Below are 15,747 nucleotides of genomic sequence, written 5' to 3'. Positions count from 1 at the left end.
GGAACGCGCCTAGTAAACCACAAAAACTTAGCAAATATGGTCGCCTCATCTAAAGTGCTCTATCAAGATATTTGCATGGGTTGTTGCGTTATTTAGCTCTATTGAAGCGATCAAATTCTTCGCTGATCTCAATCATCAAAAACTACCCAGTTTCAATTTCCTGACCCCTGTGAAAGCCAAAACTCTGACCCTCATCTTCTTTATCGCGCTCTTCATGGGGCCTGGCCCCGGTGCGACTTTGATTGATGGAAGTCCAGAAGATCCTGCGATCTGGCTAGGCATACCCGCACTCTATTTATGGGCGCTACTATGCTTCGGCGTGATGGCTGCATGCGTGATCACCGCTTCTCTTACCCTCTGGAAAGAAGAGAAGAGTAACTAGTGTCACCCGGCACGCGGTTTCACTGACTTCCCAATTTCATTCATGTTGCTTTTAGCTACCAGCAGCCTTGGAAGCACTCCATACTACGTCCTCGCTGGCTATCTCATTCTTCTGCTCTCGCTCGGAGTGCTCTCACTCCTAAAGAGTCGAGGCGCTAAGAACGCTGAAGTCGACTACTACCTAGCTGGGCGTAGACAAGGTATTGTAGTTACCTCATTTACCATAATGGCGACCTACTTTTCGGGCTTCGCGATCTTAACGTTTCCGGGATGGGTTTACAGCTTTGGCATTGCTCCAATGATGTTCGCCTTGAACCTACCTGTCGCGGCAGCAGCCATCTTTTTGATCGGTGACCGTATTCGCGCAGCCGGTCAAGAGCACGGGTTCGTGACACCTGCAGATATGATCACGCACCATTACGGCGAGTCACGAATCCTTCGCATTCTCGTCGTTGTCACCGGAGCACTTTATGCAATCCCCTACGTGATCATGCAGGTAAAGGCCGGCGGCGAACTCGCCGAGGGTCTATTTAAAGGGGTCGAGCCATTCCAGATCTTCGGAGCAGAGATCACCATTTACGACACAGGGGTTTTTGCTCTCGCGCTCATCACGATGCTTTATGTTCTGGTTGGCGGCATGCGATCAGTGGCGTGGACCGATACAGTTCAAGGTTTTCTCCTGCTCTCTGCCATGCTGGTCTCAGGAGTTGCAATCTTCTATGCTCTGGATGGACCGATCAACTACTTCAAACAAGTTTCACGACTCGACGGAGAGTATTTAACCATGCCGTCCCCCGGTGAACGCTTCAACGCGACGGCCGCCCTCACCTTCTGTTTATTCGCCTCCTTAGCCTCCGTTATCCAACCCTCGCAATGGATGCGTTTCTATTCGGCGAGAAGTAGGGATACACTTCGGAAGACTGCGATCATTTTCACTACTGTGCTACCGCTCTGCTTCCTCGTCGGTGTCTTTCTCGTCGGGCTCGGTGGTCAGGTATTGTTCCCGCTGGAATCTGAAGTGGCAGAAGCGAGTCTTTCGCGGCCCGATCAGATCGTGATCGCCGTGATCAGTGAAACACTACCTAAAATGCTCGGCTCTCTTGGCATTTTCGTAGTAACGCTCGTTCTGGTCGCCGTAATGGCAGCCTCCATGTCGACAGCCGACTCCGCGCTTCACGCCCTTTCGGGCATCGTCACCCGTGATGTTTACCGCCCGTTTCGTCCGGGCTCAACCGAGTCCGAGCGCACCTGGGTTGGGCGAGCCGTGATTGTAATCGCAACAATCGTCTCAGCCATTATTGCGCACAGTCTAGCCGACTCCCAATTTCTTTCGACGATCGCGCAGTTCTTCTTTCTTGCGATGGCCTTTTCGGCGCAGCTCTTCCCAATCACGGTTGACATGCTCTTCCTGAAAAAAGGTACGGCGGCAGGTGCTATGTCAGGCCTAGCCGCGGGCATATTCACCGTCTTTCTCTTTCCCGGGATCAGCCCCCTAATCCTCGGAGAGGATGCATCGATTGTTCAAATCACCAGCACCCTAAAGTCCCATCTCGACGTCGGATTCTGCGGAATCGTCGTCAATGTAGTAGTCTTCATTGCTGTAACAAAACTGACCGCTCCCAAAAAAACTCTCTAGTACCCCTTTGATGGGTTGGCTATCGATTGACGGGCGCAGTGCGGACGCCGCTCTTCCGCATATCCATATACTTTGCAAACATTGACTCGACCTTCCTCCGATACTCGGGGTGGTTGATGTAATTCTGCCCCTCCTTCTCGGACAGGTTTGTTTCCAAATTAAACAAGGCAATTGGCTCCCACTTATCGAGCCTATGGTTACTTTGAATGATCAGTTTCCATGGTCCTTCACGGTAAATCACTTCAAATCCAGCACCTGCTTGCATCAGCATGAAGTCACGACCGTTGAAATCCGTTTGTCCCTCTAAAATCGGGAGCAGGTTCATCGAGTCGAGTGTATCTTGGTCCTCAACCTCAGTCCCCGCAATACTCGCCACCGTGGCCAACATGTCATGGGTAACTACGAGCTCATCGTTCAGTTGACCGGGTTCGATCTTGTCTGGCCAGTGAGCGATGAAGGGCACTCGATGCCCACCTTCGTGCGGCGCACTTTTCGCGCCACGGAATCTGCCGCTCGGCCGATGACCTGACTCCATCGTCCCTGGGACCTTCCAAGTGAGGCCGCCATTGTCTGCAGAAAAAACGATCAATGTGTTATCCAGGACATCATTTCGCTCCAGCGCCTCGACAATGTGTCCGACTTCAAGATCAAGCACCTTCATCATTTCGAGGTGCCGCGACGGTAATGTGCGGAGAACCTTTTCGCCGTGCAGCTCGACCGGAGGCATATGCGGCCGATGAGGATGCGGACTGCAGTAGTAGAGAAAGAACGGCTGCTTCCCTGCGTTGGCATCGATGAAGTCCGCGGCCTTGGTTGACAATATTTCGCCCATTTTTGAGGAATCCCAGTGAGAGTCTCCCATTCCCGGACCCTTGTCTGAGATGGTCATGTTTCCAACCACGCCAACCTCATCAAGGTCCTCTTGGGTTATGGTCTCAGGGTCGCGCGCGTTCTCGCTGTTGTAGGCAATGATCTCGGAATCCGGGTGAAACGGCGCCCACTCTTCATTTTCGTAAGCTAAATAAAGTGGCCCTTGAATACCCGTTGGGAGTGCATAGCTGTAGTCAAAACCCATATCCTTTGGACCCCCGTAGGCAATCCTAGTCATGTCGGCATTGATTACGTTCTCACTCCGATCGTTTCCACGGAAGTAACCGCGACCGTTCAGCTTTTCAAAATTCAATCCGAGGTGCCACTTACCGACAAAGCCAGTAGCGTAACCCCCGTCCCTGGCAACTGTTCCAAGCGTGGTATCCCCAGGCTCAATCGCTCCTTCGAGAAATGAGTTCCACACACCCCAGGGCGCGACAGATCGGTAGTTGTTTTTCCCACTCATGATCGCATACCGAGTGGGTGCACAGAGGGCCGTCGAGGAATGACCATCCGTAAACCACATACCACCCTCGGCCAGTCGATCGATCGAAGGTGTCTCCAGAACGGGTTCACTTTCCATAAAATTCTCCCGATAAAAGCTCACGTCTCCCAACCCAACATCGTCAGCGAGGATGAAAACAATGTTTGGTCGATCGTCGCCGGATAGCATCGAAAATCCGAAAAGAAAGCTGATGGCGAATAAGGATCTTCGCCAACCTAGGCAGATGAGAAAACGGGTATCTTTCATAGTAATTGAGTGGGTGGTTTAAGGGCCCTTAAGAAGGATCTGGATTCCAAATCCGTTTTACCGCTGGGTAAGCCAATTTCGGACGGCGGTATTCATCCAGATTGCCTTTGTTGTTGAATGATCGAGGCCGCTTAAGCGCTTCACAACCATTGTAAGTTCGGCAATCACAAAACTGCCAAAGGCCAACGCCGGCAACGTCATCATTTTCAAGGATCTCTTCGCAAACCTGACTGAGGTATTCGGCCTGGTATTCCTCGGTCCACATCCCACAAATCGGATCACGGAAACCATAGATTGCCCCGGCGCCAATTTCGCTGATGACAAAGGGACGATCGTTTCTGCCTTGTGCATGGATCTTCTGAATCATTTCTCTGATTTCTGGAACAATTGCATCGATTCGATCCGGGCGAAAGTCATCGGCCGGAGAATACCAACCCGGGTATAGGTTGAGACAGACGACGTCTACCTGATCGAGGAAACGGTCCTGCATCCCTTTGTTAGTCGCAGAAACGACCAGCCGCGAATCGTCCAGATCCCTGCAAAGAGTGAGTAGGTCGTTATAGTGCGAGTCCGCCGAATCGAGATGACTCTCGGACTCATTTTGGAAACCCCACATAATGATGCACGGGTGGTTCCAATGCCCTTCTATCATCTCCCGTGTCTGCGCCAAGTTTAAATTGCAGTAGTCTTCATTTCGAAAATGCTCTGCCGTTTGGCCCCAGCCAACAGACTCCTCCCAGACCAGAAAACCCATTCGGTCGCATAGCTCAAGAAAGTCCTCGTCCTGCGGATAGTGACTTCCACGAATAAAATTGCAGCCCAGGTCCTTCAAGAGTTGAAGGTCAGCGATCTGCTGCTGGAGTGGCACCGCAGCACCAAAGGTCGGATGCGCCTCATGCCGATTCACCCCAAGCAACTTTATCGACGATCCATTCAAAACAATCTGATTTTCCTTTGTCTCAACTCTACGAATTCCGAATGAGACATTACTCTCGTCGGGGCCGAAAATGAGCCGAAGCGTATGCAAGTTTGGACTGTCAGGTGACCAGACTTTGAATCTCGGAACTGTCGCCTCAAAAGACAAAATTCCATCGGTCATCTCGCTGTCAACCGACTCGATTTGTGCGTCATCAAAGGCGTAGAATATCTTATTCCTTTCCGGCCGTTTTCCAGCAACAGAAACGGTCACCTTGACTCGTCCACTTTCGTAATCCGTCGCAAAAACCCGGATATTCTCGACGAAAGACTCTGGCAAAAGCTGCAGCGAGACGCTTCGGATGATTCCACCGTAAAGGTAGTAGTCATGGTAAGGCTGAACCAACGGGCAACGCTCGCCATCGAAACGGTTATCCACGTATACAACGAGACTCCTCTCCTCCCGTTCACTGACTGGAAGATCGCAACAAAACGTGGAGTAAGGTTTACGCTGATCCCCTACTTTAACGCCATCGGCAAACACCTTGCCCCAAATCGAAAGGCCTCCGAAACACAGACGAGCCCGCGCACCCGGCGGTACCTTAATCTTTCGGCGATAGAGAACGCCACCTCGCCATCCAATCAAGCTGGGTAGCATATCGAAGCATCCAGGAACGTTAATCGTCTCCTCGAACTGAACCGATCGTAGATCGAGCGAATCAATATCTTTCTTGGGATCCGTTCTTGCGAAATCCCACAGGCCATCGAGTGAAACAATCTGCCTCGACGGATATCTTTCCTGTGGATTCACGAGTGTCCTCCCCTCCGACTCTCAGCCTTCCGCGACGATCAATCAGCGAACAACCGCGTTTCGAAGATGTGGCGGCAAGGTAGCCCCCGTTTCGAGTATAGGTGTCGCTGGAACGGAGTCGTCGCAAAATCCGTCGACCCCTTCCTTGAAAAAGTGGATCTTATCGATCCGAAAGCCTCCCGAGCGACCACAGACGAAGAAGTAGTGATCGCCTGCCTCGAGGTCATAGACGGGTTTTGAAAAATGGCCGTCGGCCCTTGCTACCGCGCCGTAGTTGTCGTGAGTGGTTCCCCAGGTAAAACCAGCACCTTCCTCGAACTGCTCGCGGGTAATTGAATGATACGTCTTGCGAGTAATTCCATAAGGACTGACCGGATTCAACCCCATGACTGTCCAACAGTCGTTCCACTTATCACGCTCGGGTGCTCCTCGATGAGAGGACTTCAGCGCGAGTCGGTAGGTGCCCGGATTCGTGATACGCAACTTGTAGATCAAAACACCTTCATGTTGGTGCGAGATCTTACCGATCCAGGAGGGCATCCACCGAATGTAACCTTCCCCACTGTAACCTGGCTCTGTGCTGTCGACGACCCATGTGTCTGTTAGCGGAACCGATTCGGCTTCAATCACGATGCGTCCATCGACCTCTTGAAAAATGTTCTCGGTCTCCGGGGGAGCTACTGTCGGCTCAACGCCCATCGGGGCCTGCGGAGTGTTGCTTTGGCCACCCCTGACTACAATCCGTTGCTGTCCAAACCATTCGGCCATTTCCGCAACCGTGATCATTTCATCTTCACCATTGATCCCGATCAGCCAAGTGATCATTCCGGCGTCGGACACATCTGGTTTGCCCGCAGTTATCCGTTCGTATACCCAGTTCAAATTCGGGTCGTTGTGGTCACGCAACCAGAAGAAATCTTCGTTACCTGTGCCCTTGAGTCCCGTTCCCTTCCAACCGTTCTGATCCTTAATCCGTAGGTATCCGATTTCCGGCACAAGTGCTTTGACGTCATTCCAGTTGCGCTGCCAAAGCCGGGGTTTGAAATACTCGTTATAGTTGTGGTGCGAGACGATAACCACGTGTTCACGTGCTTTCTGATTTGCGGCCTCGAGAGCGCGGAAAATCAGCTCCATTGGCCCGGCAGCAATTATGTAAAGCGGATCACGAGCAGTTGAGCGGTTAATCTCTGCAGTCAGATTGGCAACTGCACCCTCTGGATCGTTCGTCGCGTCAAAAAAGACCTTCTCGTCAAAGCCGAACCGTGTCTGACCGCCCATTGCGCTCTTCCACATGCGGTTCCTGTCTGGGTCAATTCGTTCGTAATCCAGAAAGTTATTGAAGTCGTAGTGAACCAGATTATTCCGGAGACCCTCTTTCGCCAAGACAGCCAGCGTAAATGGTGTCGCACCTACATCATCCGCATCCGCGCCCGGATTGCCATCCGCACTAATCGCAATCCGATTGACGTCTGTCCAAGGCGATTCTGCGGCCCAAATACCCGGTAGGGAACAATAGAGCAGGAAGGCGCACAACCAGAGTAAGATGGCATGGGGCATGGTTTTTTCCGGGGTTTACTTTACACATGAAAAGTATTTTCGTGGATTAAATACTCCAGCACAAAATTTCGGCTTCAAATCCTAGGAAATTTCTCAGTTCCCTTGTCATAAATCCTGCAGATCCGGTATTCTCGAAGGTGGAGTTCAATCAAAAATCAGCCGATTTTCTAGATGAAGCCTTTGTCGCTGAGATTTCGGACGCACAGACTCCTCTGCGCGCCTACATTCTCAAGTTGGTCGGTAATCATCACGCTGCCCAAGACGTTCTACAGGAAACAAACGTCATACTTTGGAAGAAGCGCATGGATTGGGATCCAAATACCCTTTTTCTCAAGTGGGCTTTCCGTGTCGCCTACTTTCAAACGAAAGCACATTTCCGGGATCAGTCGCGTGAAAGGAAACGACTGACGTTCAGTGACGAGCTCATAGATCAGTTGGCACTCAACGAACCAAACTTCACCTCAGAGGCGCAACTCCAGGAAGCGCTCAACCACTGCCTTGAAAAAATGGACACCGATAAACGAAACGCACTCATACAACGTTACGCTGGAAAATATAGTGTTGAAGAAATCGCCAAACAAATAGGACTGAACCCCAACACGCTATCCCAGAATCTCCGACGTCTTCGATCAAAGCTCTCAATTTGTATCCAAAGTCGCTTACAAACTACGTAACCCGAACAGTCGATGAGCAAACAATCCTCCCATTTTGAGAACCTAGTCTGGAAGTATCTCGACGAGGAGATTTCCGAAAGCGAGTTCGCCGAGCTCGAGAAACTGCTCGAGAAGAACGCCGACTATCGAGATCTCTATCAACATCTAGTTGAGGTTCACTTAAGCCTCAGCAACCATGCAAAGTACCCGGATCGGAATACTAAAACTATTGCCCCGGTTTTTGCACAACGGACGTCGCCTACTCAAGGCGTTCGCAAAGAACGAAGCCTCACCTGGTTCGCAGGCATCGCCGCCATGATGTGCTTTGGCTTGTTTATCTTTTCACTCGTCAAGAAGGACCCCGAACTGGAGGTTGTGTATATCGCAATCCGCGATGCGGATATCCGAGGTCCGAGTATTGAAGTTGGAGATCGGGCAAACACTCAAATGACGCTACTCATGAGTGGCGCGGTCGCCCTTCAATTCCCAAGCAATACGAAGACAATTATCGAAGGCCCGGCCTTCTATCAGATCCAAGACAATGGATCCATCAAGGTTTCATCCGGAACGATCACAGTGGATCATCAAGGGGATCCGGGGACCTTCAAGGTCATCACCCCCCTTGGGGAATTGGTGGACATGGGCACCAAATTCGGTGTCAAAATCGGGAACGGAGTTACGGACTCTATGGTGATGGCTGAAGTCTATGAGGGAGAAGTAGTTTACAAAAGTGAAATGAGATCACCCGTAAGCGTGACTGAGGGAAACGCCTTTGCGATCCTCGGAAACAGCCAAGCTAAAGACATGGTTTCGGAGATCGATGGAGAATCGGTAAGGGTCTCTGGATTATTCAACCTTGCCGACGACGAAGGGCATCTAAAGCGAAACGAGAACCTGGCTCTCGGAAAACCTGCAACGGTTTCGAGCTATTATAACAACCCAAAAATTGGTTCTGTATTCGGCCCGGACGGATTGACGGACAATCGGTTTGCAGACTCAGGTTCACCTTGGGATTGGGCTTTCTGGTTAGCAAACGATGGTGATACGGGAATCGCGACAATCGACCTTCTCGACAGTTACGACATATCCCGGGTCGAGATTCAAAACACTCGCAATCGCCAGTATTTTAATCGGGGAATGAAAGATTTTGTCATCGAAACATCGATCGATGGAGAGGACTTCCTACAGGTCAAAAAGGGCACACTGGACCAGATCGAATGGCATGATTTGAGTTATTACAAATTTGAATCGTTCGAGTTTGAGAGCACACCGGCTCGCTATGTCAGAATCAGAGGACTCAGCTACTACCCAGCCTACAACGACAACCACATGGGAGGAGCAGGCCTCAACGAAGTCAGGGTCTTCGAGTAGTTTCCAGTAAATTGCCGAAATCCTGTCACATAAGCATCGCTTTTGGTATGAATAAGCATGTCACCCCTAAAAGGCGCGCTCACCTCGCCCAGAGTACTGGTTTACGCGTCGCTAACGGCTCTAAGCTCGACGATCTGGACTTTTGTCGGTGCCGCAGCGGACCCTGAGAAAATTGATTTCAATAGGGATGTTCGTCCTATCCTCTCGAACCACTGCTACTTCTGCCATGGACCCGATGTAGAGAACAACAAGGCAGATCTGCGCCTCGATATTCGTGAACTCGCTATTGAATCAGGGGCCATTGTACCGGGCAACGCGGGCGCGAGTCTGGCAATTGAGCGAGTCTCAACGGATGATGAGTTCGATATCATGCCTCCACCTGAGGTTCACAAGCCACTTTCAGAGGAGCAAATCCGCACCCTTGCCGCTTGGATAGACCAAGGCGCAGAATACGAAATCCATTGGTCCTATAAGCGTGTTGAAAGACCTGAGCTCGACAGTATCGATGCGATTTTGAAGAGCGGACTTAAAAGGCGGGGACTCGGATTTTCGAAGGAAGCTCCGGCCGAAACTCTCGTTCGACGTGTCTACTTGGACACGATCGGGTTACCTCCAACCCCTGAAGAGGCTAATAAGTTTCTAGGCAACCAGTCACCAAACGCATACGAGGCACTAGTCGATGAGTTACTCGCCTCGCCTCACTTCGGCGAGAACATGGCGATCGATTGGCTCGATGCGGTGCGTTTTGCCGATACAGTCGGCTACCACGGCGACCAATCACGGGATGCCTCACCGTTTCGCGACTACGTGATCAATGCCTTCAACACTAACAAGCCCTATGACGAATTCGTCACCGAACAGTTAGCTGGGGATCTCCTTCCCAATGCGACGATCCAGCAACGCGTAGCCGCGAGTTTTAACCGCCTCAATCAAATCAGTAGCGAGGGCGGCATTCAGGACAAGGAATACATTAAGAAGTATCAGGCCGAACGCATCCGCACGACTTCAACGGCTCTGTTGGGATCGACTTTGGCGTGTGCCGAATGCCACGACCACAAATACGATCCCTTCACGGCAAAAGACTTCTATTCATTCGGCGCCTTCTTTGCCGATATATTGGAAAAAGGAGCGAACACAGGAGATGGTAGCTACCAGGAGAAAGACGTGAGCGAATATCTGGCACCACCCGAAATCTTTGAGCAGAGACGTTTCGGGCCTACGATGCGTGTGCCGAATCGAACCTTCCTGCAGAATCCTGAGCATTACGAAGCCGAGAACCAAAGGCGGCTGAATTCTCTTCGTTCCGGAACTGACACTGCTGCGAGAGAATTCGAAAACTGGCTGACTGAGAAACGAAAAGCCGCCGCTGCCGGCATACCGGCCGACTACTATTTGACGGATTTGACGAACGATTCTGCGGTCTCCTTCATTGGTGCCCCTCTAAAAGTCGAGAACGGCTACCGCTACCAATTTGAGGTTCGGCTAAATGAAATCGCGGAAGGCGAAAAGCATGGATTCGGGATACTCTACAGCTTCGAAGATACCGAGTATCTTGTTTATTGGGGCAATGGGGTGAACGAAAAGAAGCCGCATCGAAAACTAATAAACCGGTCGGACCTTCCGAAGGCCGATACATGGACCGAGCTCTACATCTACCCGGACTCACTTAAAACCCATCGAGGAAAATCACCGAAATCGATAAGCTTCGTCTCAAGTGAGACCACAATCGATGGCAACGCAGTTGATGTGCGCAACTTTCGACTCAAAACCAAGCGCCAAAAAGTCCCCATTGGAGACCTTAAAAAGGAAGGGGTTACACTACTCGAAAAGTATCTGACAAACGAAGCCATCGACGCCGATTTAGAACGGCTTCGAGTGATCTATTACGAAGCGCATGCCGCCAGCCCCGACCAAATCGAATTGCGCAACTCTTATCGCGCGATGAACGATTACCTCAACGGCACCCGGAATACCCCAGCGACGATCAGCGCCAAGCCGAGAGAGGTTAGAGTGCTTCCCAGGGGCGACTGGACAGATGAAAGTGGCGCAGTCGTTCTTCCGGCGACGCCCGAGTTCCTCGACTTTGCCATTGCTTCAGATCCGGGAGAGCGACTCTCAAGACTCGATCTTGCCGAATGGATCGTGCATCGAGACAATCCTCTTACCGCCCGCACCTATGTAAATCGAGTCTGGGGACACTTTTTCGGCACCCCTATATCCAGTGCTCCAGAGGACCTTGGCTTGCAAGGCGAGTATCCAGTATACCCGGAACTTTTAGAGCTCCTCGCTTCCGATTTTATGGAGTCCGGATGGGACGTGAAACAGCTCGTTAAATCGATTCTCATGTCGGAAGCCTACCGCCAAAGCAGCAGATCGACTCCCGAGCTTGACGAATTGGATCCCTATAACCGACTCATCGCACGGCAAAGCCCACGGCGGCTTCGGGCTGAGAATATTCGCGACAACGCACTTGCCATATCGGACCTGCTCGTTCGCCGAATCGGCGGATCTAGTGCCAAACCGTATCAACCGGATGGATACTACCAACACCTCAATTTTCCAAAGCGCACTTACGAGACCAGCACAGGCGAAGATCAGTATCGCCGCGGACTCTACATGCATTGGCAACGCACCTTCCTACATCCAATGCTCATCGCCTTCGACGCACCAAGTCGCGACGAATGCGCGGTCGCACGTCCCATATCGAACACACCACTTCAAGCCCTCAACAAGCTGAACGACCCAAGCTTCGTCGAAGCGGCCATCGCACTTTCTCACGCAATCCTCTTGGATCATCCGGGCGACGACCTCTCACGCCTCGAATATGCCTACCGGCGTGTGCTCACCCGCGACCCTAAAACACGGGAGCAGGACATCCTCATGGAGTTTCTCGACCGAGAGCGTAGCCGGTTTTCGGAAAGTCCGGAAGAAGCCAGCGCTCTCGTCGCATCTGCAAACTTTACATCTTCAAACCAGGTAGAGACGACTGAGCTCGCCGCATGGACTGGCCTGACTCGCGCACTCCTCAATCTTCACGAAACCATTACCCGCTACTAATCATGGAAAGTTCACACATCGAGAAACTCAAAGACTACTCCAGTCGTCGCACCTTCCTGAAGAAGTCACTCACCTGCCTTGGAGTCTTTGCAGTAGGAGACCTACTCGCTAATAGCTCCGGACAGAATATTTGGAAAGGCACCTTCGCAAACGGCACTCACCTAAAACCAAAGGTAAAACGAGTCATTCATCTTTGCATGGCAGGCGGACCCTCCCATTTGGAAACGTTCGACTACAAGCCGGCACTCGAGAAGTTGAATGGAAAAGCGATGCCTGAGTCTTTCACCAAAGGTGAACAACTCGCTCAGTTACAAGGTAAAGCACTGAATGTCATGGGGCCTCAGTTTGGTTTCCGCCAACACGGAGAGAGCGGAATGATGATCAACAACCAGTTTCCGCATATCGCAAGCATCGCCGACGAGATCGCAGTCGTTCGCTCCATGTATACCGAACAAATCAACCATGACCCGGCACACACTTTCTTTAATACCGGCTCGATCATCCCAGGACGCCCCTGCATGGGCTCTTGGACACTCTATGGCCTCGGCAGCACCTCCGCTAATCTTCCCGGTTATGTCGTATTGACCAGCGAGGGCGGCGGACAGGCGCAGCCGATTTCATCGAAGCAGTGGCACAATGGTTTTCTACCCAGTAAGTTTCAAGGGGTCCAACTCCAATCCAAGGGTGATCCGGTTTATTACGTGAAAAATCCAAAGGGGGTGGATCGCAACGCTCAGGGAGACCTCATTAAGACCATTAATGGGTTGAACCATATGCAGCTCGAGGCGAGCCACGATCAGGAGATCGCCGCTCGTATTGCTCAATATGAACTCGCCTTCAAGATGCAGTCATCTGTTCCCGACCTCACCGATTTCAGCAAGGAGCCCAAACATGTGATGGACCTATACGGTTGCACACCGGGCGACGGAACCTTCGCTTCCAACTGCCTGATGGCCCGCCGACTTGCGGAGCGAGGTGTTCGATTCATCCAACTCTACCACCGTGGCTGGGATCACCACGGAGAACTGGCTAATAACTTTCCAGTAGCCGCAAAGCATGTCGACCAAGGAACCGCGGCTTTGATCAAAGACCTCAAGATGCGAGGCATGCTTGAAGATACCCTCGTCATCTGGGGTGGTGAGTTCGGCCGGACGCCAATGGCCCAGGGTACTGGCCGCGACCACCACATCAAGGGCTTTTCCGTATTCTTTGCAGGTGGCGGCATCAAAGGCGGCACAGTTTACGGATCAACTGACGAACTTGGGTTCAATGCGGTTGAAAACAAGACATCCATCCACGACCTTCATATGACAATGCTCCACCTCTTGGGCATTGATCACACCCGTCACACCTTCCGTTTCCAAGGCCGCGACTTCCGGCTTACCGACGTGCACGGAAAACTGATCAAGGGAATCCTCGCGTAGAGGAACCCTCAGCATGCTAAAGAAGAATCGATGGAAATACTCAGTCCTCGTGCTGAGTGCCCTCGTCGTCCTGTTGCTTCTGATCGCTGCGATCTGGACGAAATCGACGCATCTGAATGAGCTTCCGCCCTTCCTAGAGGTCGGTGGAAACTTACATCCGCTCCTCCTTCACCTGCCCATCGGTATTTTCGTTTACCTCGCGTTTGCCGAGGCATGGAACCTACTAGCGGGCCGGCTAACGAAGCGCCTCATAATACCCGGCAGCTTGCCCATACTCGCTTTCGGAACTGTCTTTGCCGTGTTCGCGGCCGTTGCCGGCCTTCTGTTGTATCTGCAGGGAGACTACAGTGGCGAGCTCATCGACCAGCACCTCAACTGGGGCATCGGCTTCGCGGTCGCGGCGATCATTACGTTTTGCGGTGCGATCATTTTTAAGACGCAATCCGCGATCTACCGCACCATTTTGTTCGCGAGTGTTATCGTTCTGTGGGCAGCAGCACACCGGGGCGGTTTGATCACCCATGGAGACCCACTGGAGCCTCTCTTTGCTGAAGAGGTGCGGATTGAGGACGTAAAACCCGTCGCGGAGCTCACGAGCTTCGAAGTCGTTGACAGAATTTTTCAAGCAAAGTGCTACGACTGCCACTCGACTGGAAAGAAAAAGCGAGGCGGCCTTCTCATGGATAGCTACGAGGCGCTGCTGGCGGGCGGAAGAAATGGTAATGCACTCGTCCCGGGTGATCTTGAAGCAAGTAGGATCTCCACCTACGCCCACCTCCCGATCGACGACGATCTTCGCATGCCACCGGAAGGAAAACCACAACTTACCGAGACGGAATTGGAGTTCATCGACCAATGGATCCTCGCAGGTGCATCCCCCGACCAATACCTGAGTGACCAAGCCTTGCCCAAGGCTCTTTTTGAATGGGCACTCAGCTACATGAAAATCGAGAACATTCACAAGGTTGTCGAAGTCGCAGCCGAGCAGCTTCCAGCACTTCCCATCGTTGATTTCGTGAGACTGATCGCAGATATCGAGCGATACGCCGAGAAAAGTGTCATGCGCGTCGGACCGGAAGGTAGGCAACTGATCTTTTCTGCGGTGAACGCACGCGAGCAATTCACAGACGAGGCTGTCAAAGAACTCATCAAGGCCGGGCCTTACCTTATCGACGTGGATCTATCCAACACGGCGGTGACGTCGAACGCTTTACAAAAACTCACCAAAGAGACCCCGCACCTTGAACGCCTCAACCTTTCAGGTACTACGGTAGACGCACAATTACTCGCAGGGATAGCAGAACTTCCAGAATTGGAAAGTTTGAATCTGTTCAACACGCCGCTCACTGAGGAGGAAGTGTCCCAACTAATTCAGCTCAATCAGGTCGATAAGCTGTATGTTACTCAAACCGGGCTCAGTTCCAATCAGGTCGAAAGGCTTCGTAACGCACTACCGGTAACCGAAATCGTGGCCGATGATTTTATCGAAATAAACGAAGTGGATTCATTCGAAGCCGCGTCAGTCGAAGAATCGGAGAAGAAGCAGCCAGTGATGGTACGGGCAGCGGGTTCGGGCGACCTTATCAACCTCGCATTCGGCAAGCCCGTCACAGCATCGAGCTATTACAACTCGCCTCGAAACGGTCAGGTTTTCGAACCGGAGAACATCACAGACGGTCGTCTCGCTGATACCGGATCACTGCACGACTGGTCTTTCTGGATTGCCGAGACAGGCGATAGTGGTCAGGTGACGATCGATTTGGAGCAAACTTACACTGTCTCCAGAATAGATTTACAAAACACCCGAAACCGGCAGTATTTTGATCGCGGTATTAAGGACTTTGTCATCGAAGTGTCTTCGGACGGCAGTGAATTCGCTCCAGTGCTCAAAGGAACCTTGCAACGTATCGAAGAGATGGAACCAGCGAGTTACCGCTTCGAATCATTCAAGTTTCCACCCACGAAAGCACGCTACATTCGCATTCATGCAACTACCAATCACAAACCGGTTGATGGCAGGCACGATGGTAGCGGAGGTCTCAACGAGGTGCGTATCTACTACGACCCAACTGCGAAAATTGCAAAGCCAGATGGTGATCACGGTCATGACCAAGGCCACGTTCACGATGAAACGTCGCCTGCACCCGGGCAAAGTCATGTAACTGGATACGGGAATTTTCATTACCGATCCGATCCGGACTGGGCGAATAGTGCGGACGCCAATCTGAACGTCCAAGACTTGAGCCAAACGGGTCGTCTGACTAAACTGGCACGGGTCGAATAGGATAACGGCTCTCACAAGTGGAGTATCTCGAACTTCA

At 51.8% G+C, this 15,747-nt stretch carries 10 protein-coding genes; 7 read left to right on the top strand and 3 right to left on the bottom strand.

Annotated elements, in window-relative coordinates:
• The first annotated feature begins 169 nt into the window (after nt 1-169).
• Together AAGJ81_00350 and AAGJ81_00345 are read left to right on the top strand one after the other, a co-directional pair.
• Nucleotides 170-382 (top strand): hypothetical protein, encoded by a 213-nt coding sequence (locus AAGJ81_00350; GenBank protein ID MEM0964584.1) that lies wholly within the window; start codon nt 170-172, stop codon nt 380-382.
• 42 nt (nt 383-424) lie between these two features.
• Nucleotides 425-2,017 carry a sodium:solute symporter family protein gene (locus AAGJ81_00345; protein ID MEM0964583.1) on the top strand — a complete coding sequence of 531 codons (1,593 nt, stop codon included), beginning with the start codon at nt 425-427 and terminating at the stop codon, nt 2,015-2,017.
• Between the two features lie 19 nt (nt 2,018-2,036).
• Here the strand turns inward: AAGJ81_00345 and AAGJ81_00340 are convergent, their stop codons facing one another.
• From AAGJ81_00340 to AAGJ81_00330, 3 genes are all read right to left on the bottom strand, one after another.
• The gene (locus AAGJ81_00340) at nt 2,037-3,560 is read right to left on the bottom strand and encodes a sulfatase-like hydrolase/transferase (GenBank protein MEM0964582.1); all 1,524 of its coding nucleotides are present in this window, start codon (nt 3,558-3,560) and stop codon (nt 2,037-2,039) included.
• Nucleotides 3,561-3,666: 106 nt separating this feature from the next.
• Nucleotides 3,667-5,364, bottom strand: coding sequence for a glycoside hydrolase family 2 TIM barrel-domain containing protein (locus AAGJ81_00335; protein MEM0964581.1), 1,698 nt, complete (start codon nt 5,362-5,364; stop codon nt 3,667-3,669).
• Between the two features lie 42 nt (nt 5,365-5,406).
• The gene (locus AAGJ81_00330; GenBank protein MEM0964580.1) at nt 5,407-6,921 is read right to left on the bottom strand and encodes a hypothetical protein; all 1,515 of its coding nucleotides are present in this window, start codon (nt 6,919-6,921) and stop codon (nt 5,407-5,409) included.
• A 137-nt stretch (nt 6,922-7,058) separates the two neighbouring features.
• Between AAGJ81_00330 and AAGJ81_00325 the strand changes: the two genes are divergently transcribed.
• The 5 genes from AAGJ81_00325 to AAGJ81_00305 are packed head-to-tail and all read left to right on the top strand — an operon-like array spanning nt 7,059 to nt 15,710.
• A complete protein-coding gene (locus AAGJ81_00325) occupies nt 7,059-7,595 on the top strand; it encodes a sigma-70 family RNA polymerase sigma factor (protein MEM0964579.1) in 537 nt (178 codons plus the stop codon).
• A 12-nt stretch (nt 7,596-7,607) separates the two neighbouring features.
• Entirely contained in the window at nt 7,608-8,945 is a 1,338-nt protein-coding gene (locus tag AAGJ81_00320; protein MEM0964578.1) for a discoidin domain-containing protein, read from the top strand.
• Between the two features lie 57 nt (nt 8,946-9,002).
• On the top strand, nt 9,003-12,002 hold the full coding sequence (locus tag AAGJ81_00315) for a PSD1 and planctomycete cytochrome C domain-containing protein (protein ID MEM0964577.1): 3,000 nt from the start codon (nt 9,003-9,005) through the stop codon (nt 12,000-12,002).
• Nucleotides 12,003-12,004: 2 nt separating this feature from the next.
• Nucleotides 12,005-13,426: a DUF1501 domain-containing protein gene (locus tag AAGJ81_00310; GenBank protein MEM0964576.1), complete on the top strand. Its 1,422-nt coding sequence runs from the start codon at nt 12,005-12,007 to the stop codon at nt 13,424-13,426.
• Between the two features lie 13 nt (nt 13,427-13,439).
• Nucleotides 13,440-15,710: a discoidin domain-containing protein gene (locus AAGJ81_00305; protein MEM0964575.1), complete on the top strand. Its 2,271-nt coding sequence runs from the start codon at nt 13,440-13,442 to the stop codon at nt 15,708-15,710.
• The last annotated feature ends 37 nt before the right edge of the window (nt 15,711-15,747 follow it).

The organism is Verrucomicrobiota bacterium (genome assembly GCA_038744685.1).
Lineage (GTDB): Bacteria > Verrucomicrobiota > Verrucomicrobiia > Opitutales > Puniceicoccaceae > Puniceicoccus.
This window is presented reverse-complemented; position numbering and strand designations above follow the sequence as displayed.